Consider the following 21195-nt stretch of genomic DNA (forward strand, 5'->3'; position numbering starts at 1 on the left):
CATCTCAACTTCGCTGAACCTGCTGTAAAAGAAGTCGCATTTTCCTACAACTGACTCAGAAACCTCCGATCCGAATCCATGATGGGATTTCCCCCTGCACACGCTGTCAGGGAGACACCTCATGTACCTGGATTACCTCGTGCCTTCCTGGCACGAGATCGAGTCACGTGTCATCGCCATGGTGGGCTACCAAAGCGGTGGCCAGTTCCGCACCAGCCTCAATGAAGAGGTCGCCTCGCTGGGCCTCAACCTGCGCCGGATCGAAGCCGTCCGCACAGCCTTCTACCACGCCGAATGGCAGGCGGCGCACATGCTGCGCCAGCGCTTCGCCGACCTCGACATCAACAGTATCGTCGACGAACTGCTGATGGTCGTGCGGCAGATGGCGATGATCGTCGCCGGCAGCACCATTACCGGTGGCCTGCTTGGCGCGGGGGTTGGCGCATTCGCCGGCGGCGCCGGAACCATTCCGTTCGCCGGCGCGGGCGCGGCCATGGGCCTCAAGGTCAGTGGCTGGATCCTCGGCGCGCTGGGGCTGGCCTCCATCGCCGAGTTCTTCATCGAGGGCTTGCCGCGTATCGGCGAGTACTACGTCGACGGCATTCGCTTCGCCTGGGAAGGCACCTGCGGCAATGAAGGCTCGGGCCCGTTCTGCCGGGACGACCCCTATGCGATATCCCGGGCCACGCATCAGATTGCCCAAGGCCATGTGGAAGTCGTGCTGCTGTTGTTGGGGGCGATCGTGTCGTACCTCACCCGCGGCCGCGGCGATGCCCGGGTGCTGGCCCAGGAGATGGCGGCCAGCCGCAAAGGTGCGCGGCTGGGGCAATGGATGCTCAAGCATGAAGAAGGGTTGAAGAAACGGCCGGACCTGCAGGTGCCGGAGCGGCGCAAGGGGGCGGTGGGTGAGCCGCAACCGATGCAGCCTGATCGGCCGGCTGGGAAAGACAAGGAGCCCTCGACAGGGAAGCCCGGTAGCATGCCGTTGCATACCGTGGCGTGCTTCAAGGTAGACAAATTGCCAGTATCCAAGCATGGCGAGTTTGAACGGCAGTTGAAGGGACAGCAGGATGGGCTAAACCGGCTTACGGTTGAAGAGTTTCTTGAAAATCTTACTCATCCAGTCAAGCGGGATCCGAACATTGCCAGGAAAGCAAGGAAGAAACTGTATGATAAATTGAAAGATAGAATTCAGAAAGATTTGATGAAAAGTATGAGCCCTATTGAAGCTAAAAAGCTTTCAGTGAAGCAAGCAAAGGAAACCATGTCATCGCTTGCGGCATTGCATAATCCAGATTTGAGCGCGGGTGGTCGGGACGCTATTTCTGACTTCGGCGACAGACAAGTCAACTCTACTATAGGTCCGCAGTGGAAAAATAGAGTGGGAGGATTAAAGCAAGCCGCTGAAGAGCTATCCAGATCGGGTGGTGCATCAAGCCTTTTGAATGTCAGGTTGCATAAATGCTAATAGTTAGAGTTTTTTAATATGGATAAATTCTTTTCAATTTTTATAGAGGAAATGGGTAATCCTGTATTCCGGCAAGAGGTTCCGCCTTCGAGCATACAGCGTTATAGTGGAAAATTGCCGGAAAAATTATTGGAATATTGGGCTGAGCACGGATGGTGTGGATACGGCGACGGGATATTCTGGACTGTCAACCCGCAGGATTACGAGGGGGTGGTCGCTTCATTCATTGAAGGTACTGCATTAGAGGGGCGTGATACGTATCATCTAGTCGCTCGCGGTGCCTTTGGCGATCTCTATCTATGGGGTGAAAATTCCGGGTTTTCATTGGACATTATAGCCTACGCGTCACGTTATTCTGGCAATGATCATGAATTAGCGACAGCTGATATCGATAGGGAAGTGCAAGGTTTTTTCCTGGGCATGGAGAAGGAATCCAATGATTTCGGCGACCTATTCGAGCCAGCAAAGAGAAAATTAGGCATGCTAAAGCACGATGAAATGTATGGTTTTGTTCCGGCCTTGGCGTTCGGTGGGCCAAGTAAACTTGCTAATATCGAAAAGGTTAAGGCAGTGGAACATTTGATATTGCTTTCTCAGATTTCTACTCTAGAACCCTACAGCTTCTCTGACTTCTAGAAACGCAATCTGCAAAAAGGGGCTGCCCTGCAGCCCCTCGCCCCTTCAGTTGCGCTCCCGCACCCAGAACAACGTAGCCCCGGCCACCGCCGCCGGCATCATCAGCACGTTCACCACCGGCACCATCAACGCCAGATAGGTGATGCCGCCAAAGCCCAGCGATTGCCAGCGCTTCTGCCGCAGCCAGGCGAGCATGTCCTGCCAGCTCATCTTGTTGTTGTCCGCCGGGTAGTCGATGTACTGGATAGCCATCATCCACACCCCGAAGATCAGCCAAAGCGGCGCCGCCACCACGTTGACCACCGGGATCAGCGACAGGATGAACAGGCCGATGGCCCGTGGCAGGAAGTAGCCCAGCTTGCGCATTTCACGGCCGAAGGTACGTGGCACCATGGCCACCAGTTCGCCCCAGCTGAACGCGGGGAAATTGTCCTCGCCACGCACCACAACCTCGACCTTTTCCGCCAGAAAGCCGTTGAACGGCGCGGCGATGATGTTGGCCACCAGGGTGAATGTGAAGAACACCATCAGCACCACCAGGGCGACGAACAGCGGCCAGAGGATGTAGGTGAGAAAGCTCAGCCAGCTCGGCAAGCTCGGCATCAGGGCGTCCACCCACAGGCTGAACTGGTGGCCGGCGAAGTAGATCAGGCCGCCAAACAGCAGCAGGTTGACCGCCAGCGGCAGCAGCACGAACAACCGCAGATTGGGGCTCAGCACCAGTTTCAGGCCTTCGCGCAGGTACTGGGGGCCAGAGAGTACAGGGGCTTGCATCGAGAGACTCCGCAGAGAAGGAAAACGCGCTGACCTTACCGAGTTTGCCGCGCCGACGAAAGGCGGGCAGCTGGCGGGAAACGGGCTGTAACAAAAGCAGCAGGGCTTGGCTATCGATCAAATCGCTGAATAGACGATGGCTATGAGGTGGATTGTCGAAGGATATTTCCTTAATCTTTGCGACCTCGCTACAGTGCGCTCACTTTCCGCTTTATGGGCCTGCGCGTTGTAGCCTTCCCCAAGTGCTGCGTGGGTCCTTTTTAATTTCCAGGCAGGCGCAGCCGGTACACCGATGCCGGCCCTGCGGCCCGCTCGACAGGAGTTCGACATGTCTGAAGTACGTCATTCGCGCGTCATCATTCTCGGTTCCGGCCCTGCCGGTTACAGCGCTGCGGTGTATGCCGCCCGTGCCAACCTCAAGCCGCTGCTGATCACCGGCATGCAGGCCGGTGGCCAGCTGACCACCACCACCGAAGTCGACAACTGGCCGGGCGACCCCCACGGCCTGACCGGCCCTGCGCTGATGCAGCGCATGCAGGAACACGCCGAGCGCTTCGAAACCGAAATCGTCTTCGACCACATCAACGCCGTCGACCTGGCCAACAAACCCTTCACCCTGCAGGGTGACAGCGGCAAGTACACCTGTGACGCGTTGATCATCGCCACTGGCGCCAGCGCCCGCTACTTGGGCCTGCCGTCGGAAGAAACCTTCATGGGCAAGGGTGTTTCGGCCTGTGCCACCTGCGACGGCTTCTTCTACCGCAACAAGCCGGTCGCCGTGGTGGGAGGGGGCAACACTGCCGTGGAAGAGGCGCTGTACCTGGCCAACATCGCCAGCAAGGTGACTCTGGTACACCGTCGCGATACCTTCCGCGCCGAGAAGATCCTGGTCGACAAGCTGCACGCCCGTGTGGCCGAAGGGAAGATCGAGCTCAAGCTCAATGCCACCCTGGACGAAGTGCTGGGTGACAACATGGGCGTGACTGGTGCGCGCCTGAAGAACAACGATGGCAGCAGCGACGAAATCAAGGTCGACGGCGTGTTCATCGCCATTGGCCACACCCCGAACACCTCGCTGTTCGAAGGCCAGCTGACCCTCAAGGACGGCTACCTGGTGGTCAACGGCGGCCGTGAGGGCAATGCCACCGCCACCAACATCGAGGGCGTGTTCGCCGCCGGTGACGTGGCCGACCACGTTTATCGCCAGGCCATTACCTCGGCCGGTGCCGGCTGCATGGCGGCGCTGGATGTCGAGCGTTACCTGGATGGGCTGGCCAACGCTTCGTTCTGATCCGAGAGCGCCACCAATGAAAAAACCGGCCCTGAGGCCGGTTTTTTCATGCCTGCAATCAGCTTACAGGCTCAACCGCATCGACAGGTCCACCGCCTTCACATCCTTGGTCATGGCACCAATCGAGATGTAGTCCACCCCAGTCTCGGCAATCACCCGCAAGGTCGTCTCGTTGACCCCGCCACTGGCTTCCAGCTTGGCCTTGCCCGCAGTAATGCGCACTGCTTCGCGCATCTCTTCCAGAGTCAGCTCGTCGAGCATGATGATGTCGGCACTAGCGGCCAGTGCCTGGCGCAGCTCATCCAGGCTTTCCACTTCGATTTCCACCGGCTTGCCCGGCGCAATGCGGTGCGCCGCCGCCACGGCCGCGGCCACGCCGCCGCTGGCTGCGATGTGGTTTTCCTTGATCAGGAAGGCGTCGTACAGGCCGATGCGGTGGTTGTCGCAACCGCCGCAGGTCACTGCATACTTCTGCGCCAGGCGCAGGCCCGGCAGGGTCTTGCGGGTGTCCAGCAGGCGTACCTGGGTGCCTTCCACCAGGTCGGCAAGGAAGCGCGCACGAGTGGCGACACCCGACAGCATCTGCAGGAAGTTCAATGCACTGCGCTCACCACTGAGCAGCGAACGCGCGGGGCCCTCCAGATGGAACAGTGGCTGGTTGGCCGTGGCGCGCTCGCCATCGGCCACCTGCCAGTGCACGGCCACGCGTGGGTCGAGTTGGCGGAACACGGCATCGACCCAGGCGGTGCCGGCGATCAAGCAGTCTTCGCGGGTAATGATGGTCGCCTTGGCCAGGCGCTCGGCCGGGATCAACTGCGCGGTGATATCGCCACTGCCGATGTCCTCCAACAGCGCACGGCGCACATTGGCTTCGATTTCAGCGGTCAGGTCGGCAAGGCGTAGGTTCGGCATGGTCGGCTCCACAAGCTAGATGCCGGCGATTATAGGGCAGGGGGCCGGTGTGTACAGTCGCCTCGGCGATGACCTTTGGTCGGCCGGTGTGAGCAGGCGTGGTAAATCAGGGTCATTAGCCAGCTAGTGAAACGGCGCTGGCAGCTGTGCGGATTTTTACCGATAATGGTGACCAGTATTTGGCGTCATGACTTTGACGATCTTCAGCCCCTTCGGGCGAGACACCCTGCAAGGAGTACAGGATGCAAAAAGAAGGCAAGGTGGTGCCCTTGGCGGCAGCCATCGATCGAGGCGGGCGTGCGCCTCTGCCTTGCCTTCCGGTATTGCTCCTGCAGGTGCGCGACAAGGCCGCCTTGCAGTTGCGTCAGGGCCTGCAGGGCTTGTTCGACAATGCTGACGACACCCTCTTCGAGATGGCCGACAAGGCCTTCGACCGCAGTGACCAGAACTTGTACTTTGAGGCCATGCGTGACCTGCGCCTGAAGCGCAAGAGTATCGAGCGCGGTTTTCTCGACACGTTCTATGATGCCTTTGCCCGTATCGGCCAGGTTGACCTGCTGGCGCACATGGTCGAGCCGGGTAACCTGCGCAGCAAGGCCCATGTGGAACGGGCTGGCGCGATAGAAGGCATGGTCGCGCGCGTGCTGTCACGCGACGGTATTGCCCTGCAGCAACTGGGCCTGCGCTTGCAGGTACTGCTCGACCGCCCCCTGCACGAGCAGCACAACCCGCTGGGGCCCGCAGCGCTGTGCGGCTACTTCCTCGACGCTGGCCGCAACCTGGGGGTTGGCCTGCGGGTCAAGCTGGTCCTGCTCAAACTGTTCGAGCGCTATGTGTTGCGCGATGCCGACGTGATCTATGGTGAAGCCAACCAGTTGCTGGCCGCCGCCGGTGTACTGCCTGAGTTGCCGTCGGCACCACGTCGGCGTGCCGAAGACCGGCGCATGAGCGTAGGTCGTGGGCCGGCGAACCTGGGTCACGAGGTGGGCTCGGACGCGGCAGGGCAGGCTTTCTTTGCCTCGTTGCAAACACTGCTGGCCCCGGTGCGTGGAAAGTTCGCGCCTCGTTTGCAGGCGGTGGCCGCCGCCCAGCCAATCAGCACCGCCGACCTGCTGCGCCTGCTTTCGCATTTGCAGCACTATGTGCCCGCTACCCACGAGGCCGACGATTTCGAACTTGGCCAACAGCTTGAACAATTGCTGTTGCGGGTCAGCGTGCGCAGCGGCACACGCCGGCGTATCGATGTTGCCGACGAAGACATGATCAACCTGGTTGGCCTGCTGTTCGTCTTCATCCAGAACGACGACAACTTGCCGGCCAGCCTGCGTGCGCTGATCGGGCGTTTGCACATTCCGCTGCTTAAAGTGGCCCTGTTGGACAAGGGGCTGCTCAGTCGTGCCAGCCACCCGGCCCGCCGGCTGCTCAACGAGATCGCTGGCGCGGCAATCGGCTGGGAATGCGGCGGCGACGGTATGCGTGACAGCCTGCACCTGCGGGTGGAGCGTATCGTCCAGCGCCTTTTCAATGATTTTGCCGAAGATACCAGCCTGTTCGCCGAACTGCTCGAAGACTTCCTCGCTTTTAACCAGGACGAGCGGCGGCGCAACGAGCTGCTCGAACAACGCACCCGCGACGCCGAAGAAGGGCGTGCCCGAACACTGCAGGCCAGGCAGCAGGTGCAGCATGCTCTCAACCAACGGCTGCGCGGTAGGTTATTGCCGCAGGTGGTGGTACAGATGCTGGTGCAAGCCTGGAGCCAGGTACTGCTGCTGGCCTGGCTCAAGCAAGGTGAAGCATCCCAGGCCTGGCGGGATGCCTTGCAGACGATGGACACGCTGCTGGCCAGCATCACTCCGCCGCATGAGCCGCATGCCTTGCTGCAGCAGGTACCGGGCCTGCTCAAGGCACTGCGCGATGGCCTGGCCAGCGTGGCCCTGGACTCGGCAGCGACCCGCGAATTCTTCCTGCAACTGGAACAGCTGCACCTGCGTGCCTGCGCGGGTACCGCGATGCAGCCCGGCACTGAGGGCCAGCCCTTGAGCGAAGTGCTGGTGGCCGAGGACATCGTCCTGGCGATTGCCGAAGAACCCGCTTGCGCTCCGTCGCAGTTTGCCGACGGGCAGGCTGTGGCCGTGCGTCAGGTGCAGCGCCTGCGTATCGGTACCTGGGTAGAAGTGCTGGACGAGGACGAACCGCTGCGCTGCAAACTGGTGGCGCGCGTCGACAGTAGCGACCGGCTGGTGTTCGCCAACCGCACCGGTATGAAAGTACGCGAATGGAACGGGGCCAGCCTGGCCCGGGCACTGCATCGAGGTGAGGTGCGGGTGCTGGATGACGGGCTTTTGTTCGAGCGCGCGCTGGAAGCAGTACTCGAAACGCTTCGCGTAGGGGTACCTCTCTAGCGCAAGATCTGCAGGTTTGCGCTATCCCTGTGGGAGCGGGTATTACAATCATTCACATGCAAACGCTGTTGGTCAAAGGGCATACTGTCTACCTGTTCACGGCGCTTTCAGGATCTGCCCCATGCAATTGGACCGTGCCACTGGCTGGTTCCACGGAATCGGAATCACCCATTGCCCCTCGCCGAACTTCAATGCTCGCCCCGAAGGCGAATCGATTTCCCTGCTGGTTATTCACAACATCAGCCTGCCGCCGGCCTGCTTCGGTACCGGCAAGGTCCAGCAATTCTTCCAGAACCGCCTGGACCCCAATGAGCACTCGTACTTCGCCAGCATCAACCACCTGACCGTATCAGCGCACCTGTTCGTCGAGCGTGACGGCGCGGTGACCCAGTTCGTGTCGTTGCTCGACCGCGCCTGGCATGCTGGTGTGTCGTGCTTCGACGGGCGTGAAGGCTGTAACGATTTCTCCATCGGTATAGAACTGGAGGGCACCGACGACCTGCCCTATACCGATGCCCAGTACGCGGTGCTGGAGCAACTTACCCGGCACATCCTCGGTGCCTGGCCGGCCATCGGGCTGGACCGCATCCAGGGCCATAGCGACATTGCCCCGCAGCGCAAGACCGACCCCGGCCCGGCCTTCGACTGGCCGCGCTACCGAAAGGCGCTGCAGCAAAACGAGGACAAGGCATGAGTTTTCTGGTGTTGTTGCTGGCGCTTTGGGTCGAGAAGTTCTCGGCCCTGCGCCATCAGGTGCAGCGAGATGGGTTCTTCCTTGGCGAACTGGTGCGCCTGGAGCGCAGCGGCAAGGTGCACCCATGGTGGACGCTGGCCATTCTGGTGTTGGCACCGGTAGCGCTGCTGGTTTTGCTGCTGCATGTTCTGGACCCGGTGGCGTATGGCTTGCTGGCGTTGCCGGTGCACCTGCTGGTGCTGATCTACAGTCTGGGCCGCGGCGATGCCAAGGCATCGATGGGGCCGTTCCGTGATGCCTGGCGGCGCGGTGATGACCAGGCCGCGCTGCACGTGGCCGAGCGCGACCTTGGGCTGGCGGCCGACGAGCCGCGAAGCCTGTTGGTGCAGGTGCAGGGCAACTTGCTATGGCAGGTGTACCAGGGCTTTTTCGCGGTGATCTTCTGGTACTTCGTGCTGGGCCCGGGTGCAGCCCTGGCCTATCGCTTGCTGGCTCTGTGTGGCGAACACAGCAAGCAACCGGCGTTGAAGGCCCGTGCCGAGCAGCTCAGGCATATCATGGACTGGCTGCCGGTACGGGTGCTGGCCTTGAGTTTCGCCCTGGTCGGCAACTTTCTCGCGGTCACCCGGGTGATGCTGCACGAGGTGCTCAACTGGCACATCAGCGCCGGCCACCTGGTTGCCAGGGTCGGGCGCATTGCCGATGACATTCCCGAAGAAGAAGACAGCCAGCGCGGGCTGGGCCGGCTCGACAGCCTGTGGGAACTGCTGCTGCGCTGTGCGGTGCTGTGGTATGCCGGGTTTGCGCTGTGGACGGTGCTTGTCTGAACTGACACGCTGGCTTCTTCGCGGGCAAGCCCGCGAAGAGGCCCACGCAGGTGCCAGCACTTCAGCTACCAGCCAAACAACTCGCAAGCATTGCGGGTGCTGGCTTGAGCCAGTTCCGCGACATCCACCCCCATCACCTGCGCCAGCACCCCGGCAATTTCCGGCAGGTGCTCCGGGCTGTTCCTCACCCCTGGGTACATGACCGGCGCCATGTCCGGCGCATCGGTCTCCAGCACCACGCTGTCCAGCGGCAACCGCGCCAGGGTCTTGCGCAGCCTTAAGGCCTGTGGCCAGGTACCTGCACCGCCAAGCCCAAGCCGGAAGCCCAGCTTGATGTACTCGCGGGCCTCTTCGTAACTGCCGGCAAACGCATGAATCACCCCCGCCCGCGCCGGCTTGTAGCGCTTGAGCGTGGCGATCACCTGGGCATGGCTGCGGCGCACGTGCAGCAGTGCGGGCAGTTCGAAGTCGCAGGCCATCTGCAGTTGCGCTTCGAACAGCTTCTGCTGGCGGGCCTTGTCCAGGTCTTCGAGGTAATAATCCAGGCCAAACTCGCCCACGGCACAAAGCCGTGGGTCGCCGTGCAGGCGCTGCAGCCACTCGCGCAACTGCGCCAGGTGCTCGGGATGATGCCGGTCGAGGTAGACCGGATGCAGGCCGAGTGCGGCGAACAGGCGCTTATCGGCACAGGCCAGGTCCCATACCCGCTGGAAATTTGCCTGGTACACCCCCAGCACCACCATCCTCTCCACCCCGCGCGACGCCGCGTTGGCCAGCAGTCGTGGGCGGTCGGCGTCGAAGTCGGGGAAGTCCAGGTGGGTGTGGGTGTCGATCAGGCGCATGTTCAGGCCGCTGTAATGCGTTGCTTGAACGTTCGACCGACGGCATGCACGCCAGGTTCGTAGCGTTTGTCCTCGATCGCGGCCAGTGCCAGTTCCAGCGCGGTGGCGGCAATCAGGCCATGCTGCTGGGCCATGGCATTGACTGGCAGCGGCAGGAAGTCGAGCAACTGGTTGTCGCCAAAGGTACCCAGCTGCAGCTGGCGTGAGTCGGCAGTGCGCGCCTGCAAGGTGTCGAACACCCCTTGCAGCAGCACGTAGGAGGTTGTCACCAGGGCATCCGGCAGGCCGCCAAGGTCATCGATCAGTTGCTGCATCAGGCGCTGGCCGCACTCTCGGCTGAACGCTTCACCCTGATAGCGGCGAACCTCGCCGGCATAGCCTTGCAGGGCTTCGTCGAAGCCACCGGCACGTGCCTGGCTGACCGACAGCTCGGGGCGGGCGCCGATCAAGGCGATGCTGCGCGGGGCGGCGCTCAGCAAGCTGGCGGCCAGCTGGCGGCTGGCGTCGCGGTCGTCGCTGATCACCGAGCAGAAGTGCGCAGGGTCCAGGCGGCGGTCGATGGCGATTACCGGCAGGCCTTTGTCCTGCAGCTCGCGGTAGCTGTCGTCCTCTGGCGGCAGGCAGCTGGCGACGAACAGTGCATCGCAACGGCGGGCGCGGAACAGCTGTTGCAACTGGCGCTCGCTGTCGGGCTGGTCGTCGCTGCTGGCAATCAGCAGCTGGTAGCCACGGGCGCGGGCACCTTGTTCGAGCTGCTTGGCGATGCGGGCGTAGCTGGGGTTCTCCAGATCCGGGAGAATGAAGCCCAGAGTGCGGGTATGCCGGCTGCGCAGGCCAGCGGCCTGCGGGTTGGGGGTGAAGCCGTGGGCCTCGACCACCGCGCGTACCCGCTCGACAGTGCTGTTGCTGATGCGCTGCTGTTCGGCCTTGCCATTGATGACGTAGCTGGCAGTGGTCACGGACACACCGGCCAGACGGGCGATATCGCTGAGTTTCACCGAATTTTCCTTGTTATTACCGGGGCTGGCTGTGAGCCTTGACCGGGTAGTTTGACCCGGCGGGGGCGCCACGCGCAGACGACCATTGTCGCAATTGTCCGACAGGATGGGGCTTTTTCCTCGGCAGATTATCGAGTAACGTGGCCGTCTGGTCAGATTAATCGTTTCAGCTGCCGAATTTTCTGCCTCGGCTGCCATCCGTGCAAGGCTGTTGAACTGGCCGTTCATGTGAATTTCACAACAATACTCCAGTACCCGACCGGGAACTGCAAAAGGAGAAGGTCATGCTCGAGCTCGCCAAGGAGCAGATAGCCATGGGCCAGAAGGCCGCCGACAAGGCCGAGGCATTGCGCCTGCTGGCCGACCGGCTGGTCGCTGACGGCCTGGTCGCCGAGGGATACCTGCAAGGGCTGCAGGCCCGAGAGGCACAAGGCTCTACCTTCCTTGGGCAGGGCATTGCCATCCCCCATGGCACGCCGCAGACCCGTGACCTGGTGTACGCCACCGGCGTGCGCCTGTTGCAGTTTCCCGAGGGCGTGGACTGGGGCGATGGCCAGATGGTCTATCTGGCTATCGGCATCGCTGCCCGTTCCGATGAGCACCTGCGCCTGCTGCAACTGCTGACCCGCGCCCTGGGCGAGACTGACCTGGCCGAAGCTCTGCGGCGCGCCGGTTCCGCGGAGGCGTTGCTGAAGCTGTTGCAGGGCGCGCCTCAGGAACTGGCGCTGGATGCGCAGTTGGTCGGCCTGAACCTGCCGGCCGAAGACTTCGATGAGCTGGCCTGGCGCGGCGCCCGTCTGTTACAGCGCGCCGACTGCGTCGATAGCGGTTTTGCCGCCGTCCTGCAGCAGGCCGAACCGCTGCCGCTGGGCGAGGGCCTGTGGTGGCTGCACAGCGAGCGCCAGGTGCGCCAGCCGGGGCTGGCCTTCATCACCCCGCAGCAGCCGCTGCGTTACCGCGACCAACCGCTCAACGGCCTGTTCTGCCTGGCCAGCCTCGGTGCAGCCCACCAGGCCTTGCTCGAACGCCTGTGCGAAGTGCTGATCGAAGGCCGCGGGCAGATGCTCTACCAGGCTACCAGCAGCCGCGCGGTGCTGGAGGTGCTAGGCGGTGAGGCGCCGACAGACTGGCCCAGTGCGCGCGTGGTGCTGGCCAACCCGCACGGTTTGCATGCCCGCCCGGCAAAGGTATTGGCGCAACTGGCCAAAGGTTTCGATGGGGAAATCCGTGTGCGGCTGGCGGATAGCGCGCAGCCGGCGGTGTCCGTAAAGAGCCTGAGCAAGCTGCTCAGTCTCGGCGCCCGACGTGGCCAGACACTGGAGCTGGTGGCTGAGCCCGGCATCGCCCCCGATGCCTTGCCGGTGCTGCTGGCCGCCATCGAACAAGGCCTGGGTGAAGAGGTGGAGCCACTGCCGCAGAGTGCTGAGGTTGTAGCTGGCGCAGCGGCCGAAGTGCTGCAAGCGCCCGTGGCCGGTAGCCGTATCCACGGCGTGGGTGCTGCGCCCGGCATTGCCAGTGGCCCGGCCCATGTGTGTGTCGAGCGTGAGTTCGACTACCCCCTGCGCGGTGAGTCCTGCGCCCAGGAGCGGCAGAAGCTGCGTGAAGCTGTGGCGACCGTGAATGGCGAGCTGCAGGCTTTGGTCCAGCGCAGCGACAAGGCCATTGGCGAAATCTTCGTCACCCATCAGGAAATGCTCGCAGACCCGGCCCTGAGCGACGATGTCGAGCAGCGCCTGGGCCAGGGCGAAAGCGCCGCGGCAGCATGGATGGCAGTGATCGAGGCGGCGGCGCGTCAACAGGAGTCGTTGCACGATGCCTTGCTCGCCGAACGTGCTGCCGACCTGCGTGACATCGGCCGCCGCGTGCTGGCGCAGTTGTGTGGCGTGCAGGCCCAGGCTGAACCCGAGCAACCCTACGTGCTGGTAATGACCGAAGTCGGCCCGTCCGATGTCGCCCGGCTGGACCCGAGCCGCGTCGCCGGTATCGTCACCGCCCAGGGTGGCGCCACCGCCCACAGTGCCATCGTCGCCCGTGCCTTGGGCATTCCGGCGGTGGTGGGCGCGGGGGCGTCGATACTGCTGTTGGACAGCGGCACGCCGTTGCTGCTCGATGGCCAGCGTGGCGTGGTCAGCGTGGCGCCGCCGGCGGATGAACTGCAAAAGGCCCTGGCCGAGCGCGACCTGCGCGAGCAACGCTTGCAGGCCGCCTGGGCCAACCGCTTCGAGCCGGCGGTCACTCGCGATGGTCACGCTGTCGAGGTGTTTGCCAACATCGGCGAGAGCAACGGCATCGCCAAGGTAGTGGAGCAGGGCGCCGAAGGCGTTGGCCTGCTGCGCACCGAGTTGATTTTCATGGCCCACACCCAGGCCCCGGACGTGGCGACCCAGGAAGCCGAGTACCGTCGCGTGCTCGATGGCCTCGACGGGCGCCCGCTGGTGGTGCGCACCCTCGATGTCGGTGGCGACAAGCCGCTGCCGTACTGGCCGATCGCTGCCGAGGAAAACCCGTTCCTCGGTGTGCGCGGCGTACGCCTTACCCTGCTGCGCCCGCAGGTGATGGAAGACCAGTTGCGCGCCCTGCTGCGCGCTGCCGACCAGCGCCCGCTGCGCATCATGTTCCCGATGGTCGGGCAGGTGCATGAATGGCGCGAGGCGCGCGCCATGGTCGAGCGCCTGCGCGCCGAGATCCCGGTAGTCGACCTGCAACTGGGTATCATGGTCGAAGTGCCCTCGGCAGCGCTGTTGGCACCACAACTGGCGCGCGAAGTGGACTTTTTCAGCATCGGCACCAACGACCTGACCCAGTACACCTTGGCCATCGACCGTGGTCACCCCAGCCTCTCGGCCCAGGCCGACGGCCTGCATCCGGCGGTGCTCAGCCTGATTGACATGACCGTGCGCGCCGCCCATGCCCATGGCAAGTGGGTGGGCGTGTGCGGCGAGCTGGCGGCCGACCCGCAGGCAGTGGCCGTGCTGCTGGGCCTGGACGTGGACGAACTCAGCGTCGCCGCGCGCAGCATTGCCGAAGTCAAGGCCCTGGTTCGCCAGGCCGATCACCAGACGGCCCGCGCCCTGGCGCGCGAGGCCCTGCAACAGGACAGCGCCGCAGCGGTTCGCGCGCTGGTGGAGCGTTACTGAATGGCCAAGATCCTCACCCTCACCCTGAACCCTGCGCTGGATATCACCATCGGCCTGGGTACCCTGCGCCCAGGGCAGGTAAATCGCAGCCAGGAGCAGCACAGCCACGCCGCAGGCAAGGGACTGAATGTTGCCCAGGTACTGGCCGACCTGGGCCACACCGTCACTGTTGGCGGCTTCCTCGGGCGTGACAACCTGCAGCCTTTCGAGGCGCTGATCGACTGGCGCGGCTTCGTCGACTGCTTTGTCCGCGTGCCGGGCGAAACCCGCAGTAATATCAAGCTGGTCGAAGCCGATGGCCGTGTCACCGACATCAACGGCCAAGGCCCGGAAGTCGACGAAGCGGCGCGCAGTGCATTGCTGCGCTGCCTGGCGCAGGTTGCCCCGGGCCACGATGCGGTGGTGGTGGCTGGTAGCCTGCCGCGTGGGATCAGCGCCGACTGGTTCCGACAGTTGCTCGAACAGCTCAAGGCGCAAGGCCTGAAGGTGGCCCTGGACAGCAGCGGTGAAGCCCTGCGTGCCGGCCTGCAGAGCTCGCCCTGGCTGGTCAAGCCCAATACCGAAGAGTTGGGCGAGGTGCTCGGCCTGGCTGTGGATAACCCGGCGCAGCAGCGCGCTGCTGCCGAGCGCCTGCTGGCCAGTGGCGTCGAACACGTGGTGGTGTCGGCGGGCGAGCAGGGCGTCAGCTGGTTTACCCATGACCATGCCGTACATGCTTGCCCGCCCAAGGTGCAGGTCGCCAGCACGGTGGGCGCAGGTGATTCGCTGGTGGCCGGCATGGTCCACGGCCTGCTGCAGGGCGAAGCCCCGGCGCAGACCTTGACCCGTGCCACCGCGATCGCAGCACAGGCTGTTACCCAGGTTGGTTTCGGCATCCGTGACCGCGAGCAACTGGCGCGTCTGGAAGCCGCCGTGCAACTGACAGAACAACAAGAGGGTTGCCGATGAACATTGCCATTGTCACTGCCTGCCCCAACGGCCAGGTGTCGAGCGTGCTGAGCGCGCGCTTGCTGTCCGCCGCTGCCCAGCGGCGGGGCTGGAGCACCAGCGTCGAAGTGCAGGATGCCGGCCACCCCGAGCGGCAACTGAGCGCCACGCAGATCGCCGAGGCCGACTGGGTGCTGGTGGTCAGCACCGGCCCGGTGGACCTGGAGCGTTTCGTCGGCAAGCGCGTTTACCAGAGCACGCCATCCCAGGCTTTGGCCGACCGCGAAGGCTTCCTCGATGAGGCGGCTTCCAGCGCCCATCTGCTGGCCACGGTGCCAGGCCTTCCGGCTGAAACTGGCAGCGCTGGCGCACGCATCGTCGCCGTCACGGCTTGCCCGACTGGCGTCGCGCATACATTCATGGCCGCGGAAGCCTTGCAGCAGGCTGCGCAGCAACTGGGCTACGAGCTCACCGTCGAGACCCAGGGCTCGGTCGGTGCGCGTAACCCCTTGTCTGCCGAAGCCATCGCTGCAGCGGATGTAGTGCTGCTGGCCGCCGACATCGAAGTGCCCACCGCGCGTTTCGCTGGCAAGCGCATTTACCGTTGTGGCACCGGTATCGCCCTCAAGCAGGCCCGCGCGACCCTCGACAAGGCCCTGGCTGATGCCAAGGTGGAAAACAGCGGCGATGCCGCAGCGGCGAGCACGCCAGCCAAGGGCGAGAAGAGCGGGGTATACAAGCACCTGCTCACCGGCGTGTCGTTCATGCTGCCGATGGTGGTGGCTGGCGGCCTGCTGATTGCCCTGTCGTTCGTATTCGGTATCGAGGCTTACAAAGAAGCGGGCACCTTGCCGGCGGCGTTGATGCAGATCGGCGGCGAGGCTGCGTTCAAGTTGATGGTGCCGCTGCTGGCCGGCTATATCGCCTGGTCCATCGCCGACCGCCCGGGGCTGGCGCCCGGCATGATCGGCGGTCTGCTGGCCAGCACTCTGGGCGCCGGTTTCATCGGGGGTATCGTCGCCGGCTTCCTCGCTGGCTACAGCGCCAAGGCCATTGCCCGCTGGGCGCGCTTGCCCAGCAGCCTGGAGGCACTGAAGCCGATCCTGATCATCCCGCTGCTGGCCAGCCTGTTCACCGGCCTGGTGATGATCTACGTGGTTGGCCAGCCAGTGGCGGCGATGCTGGAAGGGCTCACGCAATTTCTCGACAGCATGGGCACCACCAATGCCATCCTGTTGGGTCTGTTGCTGGGTGGCATGATGTGCGTCGACCTGGGCGGGCCGATCAACAAGGCCGCGTATGCCTTCTCGGTGGGGCTGCTGGCCTCGTCGAGCTATGCGCCGATGGCGGCGACAATGGCCGCCGGCATGGTGCCGCCAATTGGCCTGGGTATCGCCAGCTTCCTGGCCCGACGCAAGTTTGCCCAGAGCGAGCGTGAAGCGGGCAAGGCGGCGTTGGCGCTGGGGCTGTGCTTCATCTCCGAAGGGGCGATCCCGTTTGCCGCCAAGGACCCGCTGCGGGTGATCCCGGCCAGCGTGGCCGGTGGGGCGTTGACCGGGGCATTGTCGATGTACTTCGGCTGCAAGCTGATGGCGCCGCATGGCGGCTTGTTCGTGCTGTTGATCCCCAATGCGATCAACCATGCGCTGCTGTACTTGTTGGCGATCGTGGCGGGTAGCCTGCTGACGGCGGTGGTGTATGCGGTGATCAAGAAGAGCGAGCGGGTGGAGTTGGCGGTAGCGCCGGTGAAGGGTTAGAGATTTCAGTGGGCCTTACTGGCCTCTTCGCGGGTGAACCCGCTCCCACAGGTACTGCACAGGCATCAGGTCCGGCGCGGTCTCTGTGGGAGCGGGTTCACCCGCGAAGAGGCCAGAACAGGTCACCGCCCGTGCTTCTGCCGCAACGGCACAAGCAGATCGCCCAGCCCGTTGTGATCGATCTCGTGCATCAGCGCCAGCAACCCACCCAATTCCCCCGCCGGGAAACCCTTGCGCGCAAACCAGGCCAGGTAATCCCCCGGCAGGTCGGCAATGATTCGTCCCTGGTACTTGCCAAACGGCATGGTGCGGGTGACCAGCAGTTCGAGGGTTTCCGGCTTCATCATCGGCGCACCTGGCTGTTGAAAAGCGCCGACCATACTGCAATCTGCACGAAGGCCCAAGCGGCAATCATGCAGAACGCCGTGATCAAGCTCAGACCTTCTGTTTTTATATTATTGATTTTTAAGAACTTTATAGATAATCCTCGCTTGGCACGAACGCTGCTCCCTTACAGATGACTATCACCTGCCAAGGAGTTTGTGCCATGAGCAATCCCAACAAAGACGTGATCGACGTGCTCAACGACCTGATCGAGTACAGCAAGGATGGTGAGAAAGGCTTCAAGGCCTCGGCCGATGATGTGAAGAACCCCGAACTTAAAGCGTTCTTCGTTCAGCGTGCCGGTGAGTGCGCCAATGCGGCTGGCGAACTGCAGAGCGAGGTGCGTCGCCTGGGTGGCGACCCGGAAACCTCCACCAGCATCAGCGGTGACCTGCATCGGGGTTGGGTCAACCTCAAGGCGATGGTCACCGGCAAGGATGAGGAAGCGGTGCTGAACGAGGTGGAGCGGGGCGAGGACCATGCCCTCAAGGCCTACAAGGAAGCTCGCGAGAAACTGGTCAAGCTGGGCCGCACCGCCAGCGACCAGACCTACACCCTGGTGGAAAAACAGCTTCAAGGTGTGCAGCGTAACCATGATCAGGTCAGGGCCTTGCGCAACGCCGCGCGCGCCCGCAGCTAGTCCGCAGGCCCCTCTACCCGGTTGCGGCCTTTGGCCTTGGCTCGGTAGAGCGCTTCATCGGCAGCACCCAGCACCCTCGCCAGGTCGTGCTGGGTGCCTGACAGGCCAATGCCGATGCTCACCGTGACAGAGTGGGCATCGTCGGCAAACGGTGCCAGCGCCTCGACGCTGGCGCGGATGCGCTCCGCCAGCAGTTGCGCACCGGCCAGGTCAGTTTCCGGCAACACCACCTGGAATTCTTCACCCCCATAGCGCGCCGCGAGATCGGCCGGGCGCCGGATGCACGCCTCGATGGTCCTGGCCACTTCGCGCAAGGCATGGTCGCCACCGGCGTGGCCGTGGCGCTGGTTGAATGCCTTGAAGTGATCCACATCCACCATCAGCACTGCCAATGACTTGCGATTGCGCTGGGCGCGGGCCCATTCCTGACGGAGTACTTGGTCCAGGTGGCGGCGGTTGGGCAAGCCAGTCAGGCTGTCGGTGGCGGCCAGGTTGGCCAGACCCTGTTCGGCCTCTTGTCGGCGGCGCAACTCGCGGCCCAGCAGCAGGGTCAGCCAGAGGATACCCACACACAGTACCCCTGTGGCGACGCCGACCACGATCGCAGTGCGGCGCCACGACTCGAAAACTTCATCGGCCGAACGCACGACCAGCACGATCAGCGGCAACTGAGCGACCCGGGCAAAGGTGTACATGCGCGGGGTGCCGTTGCGGCTGGAGCGTGCGGTAAAGCTGCCGTTCTGCTCGCTGAGAATGCGTTTGAAATTGGGCCGTTCGGCATAATTGCTGCCAATCGCCGGGTCTTGCGCGCGGCTGGGCTGGCGGGCCAACAGTTGGCCGTCTGTGTTGAGCAGGTTGATGCTGCTATCGTCGCCGATGTCCAGGCGCTGAAACAGGTCACTGAAGTAGGACAGGCGCAGTGCCCCCGCGGCCAGGCCGACGAACTCGCCATTGGGCCCGGAAATGCGCCGGCTGAAACTGATGCACCAGTCCAGGTCGCCGAGCCTGGCCTTGAACGGCGGGCCGACCAGCAGGCCGAGGTTGGCGTTGTGCAGATGGGCCTGGAATACCCCTGTACCGCTGAAGTTGGCCTTGCGTGGCACGCTACTGGTGGAATCGCCCACCACGTTGCCTTGCTTGTCCAGCCACAGCACGTCACCGCGCTTGCGGTCGACGAAGGCTTCATTGAATAGCAGGCGTTGACGCACCGGGCCGGGTATTTCCGGCAGCTCCTTGCGCCCGACCGCCCAGATCAGGCCCTGCAGCGACTGGTCGTAGAGTTCGACATTGCGCAGGATGTCGCTTTCGATCAGCTGGACAATATTGTTGGACGAGCGGATCGCCGACAGCTCGATATTGTCGCGCTCCCGCGCCAGCAGGTAGCTGACGATGGCCACGATGGCGAGCACGGCAAGGCAACTGCCCAGGTTGAGGAGCAGCTCGGGGTGTGACCTGTAGAGTGCGAAACGCGGTGATCGGGAGGTCATGCTCGCTACTGCGTGGGCAGGGCCATTCGCGGCGGCGACATTCTAGGGAAGCAGGGATTGTCGGACAAGATTTCTCCGACGGAATCACGGTATACCTTTTTCTGGACTGACCGCGAACCTTGTGGGAGCGGGCATGCCCGCGAAGCAAGCGCCGCGGTGCATGGCACCGGCTTCGCCGGTGTTCGCGGGCACGCCCGCTCCCACAGGTTGGATGTCTAGCTTGCGGTCCAGGATCAGAACACGTTCAACGGGTAATCCACGATCACCCGCAGTTCATCGTTGTCGCTGTTGCTGTCGATCGACGCATAACCCTGGCTGCCGCGGTGGGTGGCATAGCGCACCAGCACCGACAGGTCCTTGAGGTCTCCTTCCTGGAACACGTACTTCACGTCCACGTCGCGTTCCCAGTGCATGGCGTTCTTGCCATCGGCACGGTAGTAGTCGTAGTGGGTAGTGTCCTGGGTGGCCTTGGTCAGGTCGGCTTCACCGCGCGAGTACGACAGCACCGTACTCAGGCCAGGGATGCCCACACCAGCGAAGTCATAGTTGTACTGCAGTTTCCACGAGCGTTCGTTCGGTGCGTTGAAGTCCGAGTACATGCGCGAGTTGTCCAGGTAGACGCTGTCGCCCAGGTTGATGTAGTCGAACGGCGTGTTGCCATTGACCCGCTGATAGGCGGCCGTGACGCTGTGGAACCCGGCGTTGACGGTGAAATGCACGCTGTAGGTGTTGTTGTCGATCTTGCCCAGCAGTGCCTGGCCGGTGTCCTGAGTGTGATAGAAGTGCACGCCCGGGTTCAGGCTGACCAGATCGTTGACCACATAGGTGTAGTCGAAATCGGCGTAGTACTGGTTCCAGATGTCCTTCAGTTCGGCTGCATACAGGTTGGCAGTGATGTTCGGGGTGCCACTCCACGACGCGCCGGCCCAGTTCAGGTGCTTGCTTTTGTCATGCTCGCCCAACGAACCGTAGTAGGTGTCGATGCGGCGGTGGCCGCTCTGGTTGTACGGCTTGGTGAAACTCACCTGGCCGCCTTCGAGCAGCAGGCCGTCGATGCTGGTGTTGGTCAGGCTCACACCACGGAAGGTCTGCGGCAGCATGCGGGTTTCGCCGCCAGCGATCACCGGGTTGGTGAGGAACAGGTCACCGGCTTTCAGCTCGGTGTCGAACGCCTTGAGCTTGACCGCGGCACCGGCGGTGGAGAACGAGTGCGGGGCAGCACCCAGTTCGTCTTCGTTCTTCTGGTGGGTCGGCAGGATGCTGGTGCCAGCATGGCCGCCGCCTCCGTCGAGCTTCAGGCCCAGCATGGCATGGGCGTCCAGGCCAAAGCCGACCACACCCGGGGTGTAGCCCGACTCGAAACGTGCAACCGCACCCTGGCCCCACTCGCGGGTGTCGCGCACGCCGGCGTTGTGGTTGTCGCGGTTGAAGTAGGCATTACGGAAATGCAGGTTGAAGGACGAGCCTTCGATGAAGCCATCAGCCTTGTCTTCATCTGCCTGGGCGGCGAAAGGGATCGTTGCAGTCAACGCAATGAACAGCGGGGTAAAACGAAACGCGGAAGGCACCGGTACTAGCTCCTTGGGTCTGGCGGTGGGGCAGTTTTTATTTTCGAATGTGCGTCTTTTTTATAGGTGAACGTTACAGCTTGGCTGATAGTTGAAGCACATAAAAAAAGCCGCTGATCGGCAGCGGCTTTAAAAGGCTAACATATCGGCACTGGTAGTGCCCATGGCGTAGCCAAGGGAAAACGGGAGCAGCGACAGCACTTGATCAGCTGTCGGCATTGGCATCGACAGAGTTCTTGGAAGCTGTCTGGTTAGCGTCTTTTGCGGTGTCTACCTGCTGTGCGGCTACGGCTTCGCGGGCCTCTTGGTGGACTGCGGCGAACTCAGCATTACGGGTGACGAAAGCCTTGGATTCTTCAGCCATGGCCAGGGGCGACAACAACAGGGAAGACAGGACGAAGACGCTGGCAATACCCATACTGTTGGACATTTGAAACTACCTTCTTGCGAT

The 21195-nt window shown here is 63.0% G+C and carries 18 protein-coding genes; 10 read left to right on the forward strand and 8 right to left on the reverse strand.

Annotation, left to right across the window (positions count from 1 at the left end; all coding sequences use genetic code 11):
• Positions 1–121 precede the first annotated feature (121 nt).
• The gene (locus WM94_RS20630) at positions 122–1468 is read left to right on the forward strand and encodes a DUF6861 domain-containing protein (protein ID WP_061552011.1); all 1347 of its coding nucleotides are present in this window, start codon (positions 122–124) and stop codon (positions 1466–1468) included.
• Positions 1469–1486: 18 nt separating this feature from the next.
• Positions 1487–2104 carry a GAD-like domain-containing protein gene (locus WM94_RS20635; protein WP_061552012.1) on the forward strand — a complete coding sequence of 206 codons (618 nt, stop codon included), beginning with the start codon at positions 1487–1489 and terminating at the stop codon, positions 2102–2104.
• A 45-nt stretch (positions 2105–2149) separates the two neighbouring features.
• Here the strand turns inward: WM94_RS20635 and cysZ are convergent, their stop codons facing one another.
• Entirely contained in the window at positions 2150–2878 is a 729-nt protein-coding gene (cysZ, locus tag WM94_RS20640; protein ID WP_004376058.1) for a sulfate transporter CysZ, read from the reverse strand.
• A gap of 328 nt (positions 2879–3206) precedes the next feature.
• On the opposite strand from cysZ, the gene trxB reads away from it, so the two are divergent.
• Positions 3207–4169, forward strand: coding sequence for a thioredoxin-disulfide reductase (trxB, locus tag WM94_RS20645; protein ID WP_015268972.1), 963 nt, complete (start codon positions 3207–3209; stop codon positions 4167–4169).
• A 63-nt stretch (positions 4170–4232) separates the two neighbouring features.
• Here the strand turns inward: trxB and nadC are convergent, their stop codons facing one another.
• Positions 4233–5081, reverse strand: a complete 849-nt coding sequence (nadC, locus tag WM94_RS20650) for a carboxylating nicotinate-nucleotide diphosphorylase (protein WP_061552013.1) — start codon at positions 5079–5081, stop codon at positions 4233–4235.
• Positions 5082–5323: 242 nt separating this feature from the next.
• Here nadC and WM94_RS20655 point away from each other — a divergent pair, with 242 nt between their 5' ends.
• The 3 genes from WM94_RS20655 (at position 5324) to ampE (ending at position 9004) form a co-directional block, all read left to right on the forward strand.
• Positions 5324–7483, forward strand: coding sequence for a DUF1631 domain-containing protein (locus WM94_RS20655; RefSeq protein ID WP_061552014.1), 2160 nt, complete (start codon positions 5324–5326; stop codon positions 7481–7483).
• A gap of 121 nt (positions 7484–7604) precedes the next feature.
• Positions 7605–8177, forward strand: a complete 573-nt coding sequence (gene ampD / locus WM94_RS20660; RefSeq protein ID WP_061552015.1) for a 1,6-anhydro-N-acetylmuramyl-L-alanine amidase AmpD — start codon at positions 7605–7607, stop codon at positions 8175–8177.
• Entirely contained in the window at positions 8174–9004 is an 831-nt protein-coding gene (ampE, locus tag WM94_RS20665; RefSeq protein ID WP_061552016.1) for a regulatory signaling modulator protein AmpE, read from the forward strand. The genes ampD and ampE overlap by 4 nt, the downstream gene beginning before the upstream one ends.
• Positions 9005–9069: 65 nt before the next feature.
• Here ampE and WM94_RS20670 read toward each other — a convergent pair whose 3' ends face one another.
• A complete protein-coding gene (locus WM94_RS20670; protein WP_061552017.1) occupies positions 9070–9846 on the reverse strand; it encodes a TatD family hydrolase in 777 nt (258 codons plus the stop codon).
• A 2-nt stretch (positions 9847–9848) separates the two neighbouring features.
• Complete coding sequence (gene cra / locus WM94_RS20675) at positions 9849–10844, reverse strand: catabolite repressor/activator (RefSeq protein ID WP_004376064.1); 996 nt, start codon at positions 10842–10844, stop codon at positions 9849–9851.
• 284 nt (positions 10845–11128) lie between these two features.
• Between cra and ptsP the strand changes: the two genes are divergently transcribed.
• Genes ptsP through WM94_RS20690 form a run of 3 tightly spaced genes read left to right on the forward strand, consistent with a single transcriptional unit; the run spans position 11129 to position 16665 of the window.
• A complete protein-coding gene (gene ptsP, locus WM94_RS20680) occupies positions 11129–13981 on the forward strand; it encodes a phosphoenolpyruvate--protein phosphotransferase (protein WP_061552018.1) in 2853 nt (950 codons plus the stop codon).
• A complete protein-coding gene (gene pfkB, locus WM94_RS20685; RefSeq protein ID WP_061552019.1) occupies positions 13982–14929 on the forward strand; it encodes a 1-phosphofructokinase in 948 nt (315 codons plus the stop codon). It begins immediately after the preceding gene.
• Positions 14926–16665 (forward strand): PTS fructose-like transporter subunit IIB, encoded by a 1740-nt coding sequence (locus WM94_RS20690; RefSeq protein ID WP_013970963.1) that lies wholly within the window; start codon positions 14926–14928, stop codon positions 16663–16665. Before pfkB ends, WM94_RS20690 begins: the two co-directional genes overlap by 4 nt.
• Before the next feature lie 122 nt (positions 16666–16787).
• Here the strand turns inward: WM94_RS20690 and WM94_RS20695 are convergent, their stop codons facing one another.
• The gene (locus WM94_RS20695; protein WP_015268980.1) at positions 16788–17009 is read right to left on the reverse strand and encodes a DUF3820 family protein; all 222 of its coding nucleotides are present in this window, start codon (positions 17007–17009) and stop codon (positions 16788–16790) included.
• A 203-nt stretch (positions 17010–17212) separates the two neighbouring features.
• On the opposite strand from WM94_RS20695, the gene WM94_RS20700 reads away from it, so the two are divergent.
• Positions 17213–17689 carry a PA2169 family four-helix-bundle protein gene (locus WM94_RS20700; protein ID WP_013970965.1) on the forward strand — a complete coding sequence of 159 codons (477 nt, stop codon included), beginning with the start codon at positions 17213–17215 and terminating at the stop codon, positions 17687–17689.
• Here the strand turns inward: WM94_RS20700 and WM94_RS20705 are convergent.
• The 3 genes from WM94_RS20705 to WM94_RS20715 form a co-directional block, all read right to left on the reverse strand.
• Positions 17686–19176, reverse strand: coding sequence for a sensor domain-containing diguanylate cyclase (locus tag WM94_RS20705; RefSeq protein WP_015268981.1), 1491 nt, complete (start codon positions 19174–19176; stop codon positions 17686–17688). The two genes, WM94_RS20700 and WM94_RS20705, sit on opposite strands and share 4 nt — an antisense overlap.
• A gap of 233 nt (positions 19177–19409) precedes the next feature.
• Positions 19410–20744, reverse strand: a complete 1335-nt coding sequence (locus tag WM94_RS20710) for an OprD family porin (RefSeq protein WP_054572342.1) — start codon at positions 20742–20744, stop codon at positions 19410–19412.
• Between the two features lie 205 nt (positions 20745–20949).
• Positions 20950–21174, reverse strand: a complete 225-nt coding sequence (locus WM94_RS20715) for a hypothetical protein (protein WP_015268983.1) — start codon at positions 21172–21174, stop codon at positions 20950–20952.
• Positions 21175–21195 lie beyond the last annotated feature (21 nt).

This window comes from Pseudomonas sp. ABFPK (assembly GCF_001586765.1).
GTDB lineage: Bacteria > Pseudomonadota > Gammaproteobacteria > Pseudomonadales > Pseudomonadaceae > Aquipseudomonas > Aquipseudomonas asiatica.

What these genes read in the sequence shown, in the direction of transcription:
- WM94_RS20630 (WP_061552011.1), top strand. Translation starts at nt 122, where the DNA reads ATGTACCTGGATTACCTCGTGCCTTCCTGGCACGAGATCGAGTCACGT.
- WM94_RS20635 (WP_061552012.1), top strand. Translation starts at nt 1,487, where the DNA reads ATGGATAAATTCTTTTCAATTTTTATAGAGGAAATGGGTAATCCTGTA.
- cysZ (WP_004376058.1), bottom strand. Translation starts at nt 2,878, where the DNA reads ATGCAAGCCCCTGTACTCTCTGGCCCCCAGTACCTGCGCGAAGGCCTG.
- trxB (WP_015268972.1), top strand. Translation starts at nt 3,207, where the DNA reads ATGTCTGAAGTACGTCATTCGCGCGTCATCATTCTCGGTTCCGGCCCT.
- nadC (WP_061552013.1), bottom strand. Translation starts at nt 5,081, where the DNA reads ATGCCGAACCTACGCCTTGCCGACCTGACCGCTGAAATCGAAGCCAAT.
- WM94_RS20655 (WP_061552014.1), top strand. Translation starts at nt 5,324, where the DNA reads ATGCAAAAAGAAGGCAAGGTGGTGCCCTTGGCGGCAGCCATCGATCGA.
- ampD (WP_061552015.1), top strand. Translation starts at nt 7,605, where the DNA reads ATGCAATTGGACCGTGCCACTGGCTGGTTCCACGGAATCGGAATCACC.
- ampE (WP_061552016.1), top strand. Translation starts at nt 8,174, where the DNA reads ATGAGTTTTCTGGTGTTGTTGCTGGCGCTTTGGGTCGAGAAGTTCTCG.
- WM94_RS20670 (WP_061552017.1), bottom strand. Translation starts at nt 9,846, where the DNA reads ATGCGCCTGATCGACACCCACACCCACCTGGACTTCCCCGACTTCGAC.
- ptsP (WP_061552018.1), top strand. Translation starts at nt 11,129, where the DNA reads ATGCTCGAGCTCGCCAAGGAGCAGATAGCCATGGGCCAGAAGGCCGCC.
- pfkB (WP_061552019.1), top strand. Translation starts at nt 13,982, where the DNA reads ATGGCCAAGATCCTCACCCTCACCCTGAACCCTGCGCTGGATATCACC.
- WM94_RS20690 (WP_013970963.1), top strand. Translation starts at nt 14,926, where the DNA reads ATGAACATTGCCATTGTCACTGCCTGCCCCAACGGCCAGGTGTCGAGC.
- WM94_RS20695 (WP_015268980.1), bottom strand. Translation starts at nt 17,009, where the DNA reads ATGAAGCCGGAAACCCTCGAACTGCTGGTCACCCGCACCATGCCGTTT.
- WM94_RS20700 (WP_013970965.1), top strand. Translation starts at nt 17,213, where the DNA reads ATGAGCAATCCCAACAAAGACGTGATCGACGTGCTCAACGACCTGATC.
- WM94_RS20705 (WP_015268981.1), bottom strand. Translation starts at nt 19,176, where the DNA reads ATGACCTCCCGATCACCGCGTTTCGCACTCTACAGGTCACACCCCGAG.
- WM94_RS20715 (WP_015268983.1), bottom strand. Translation starts at nt 21,174, where the DNA reads ATGTCCAACAGTATGGGTATTGCCAGCGTCTTCGTCCTGTCTTCCCTG.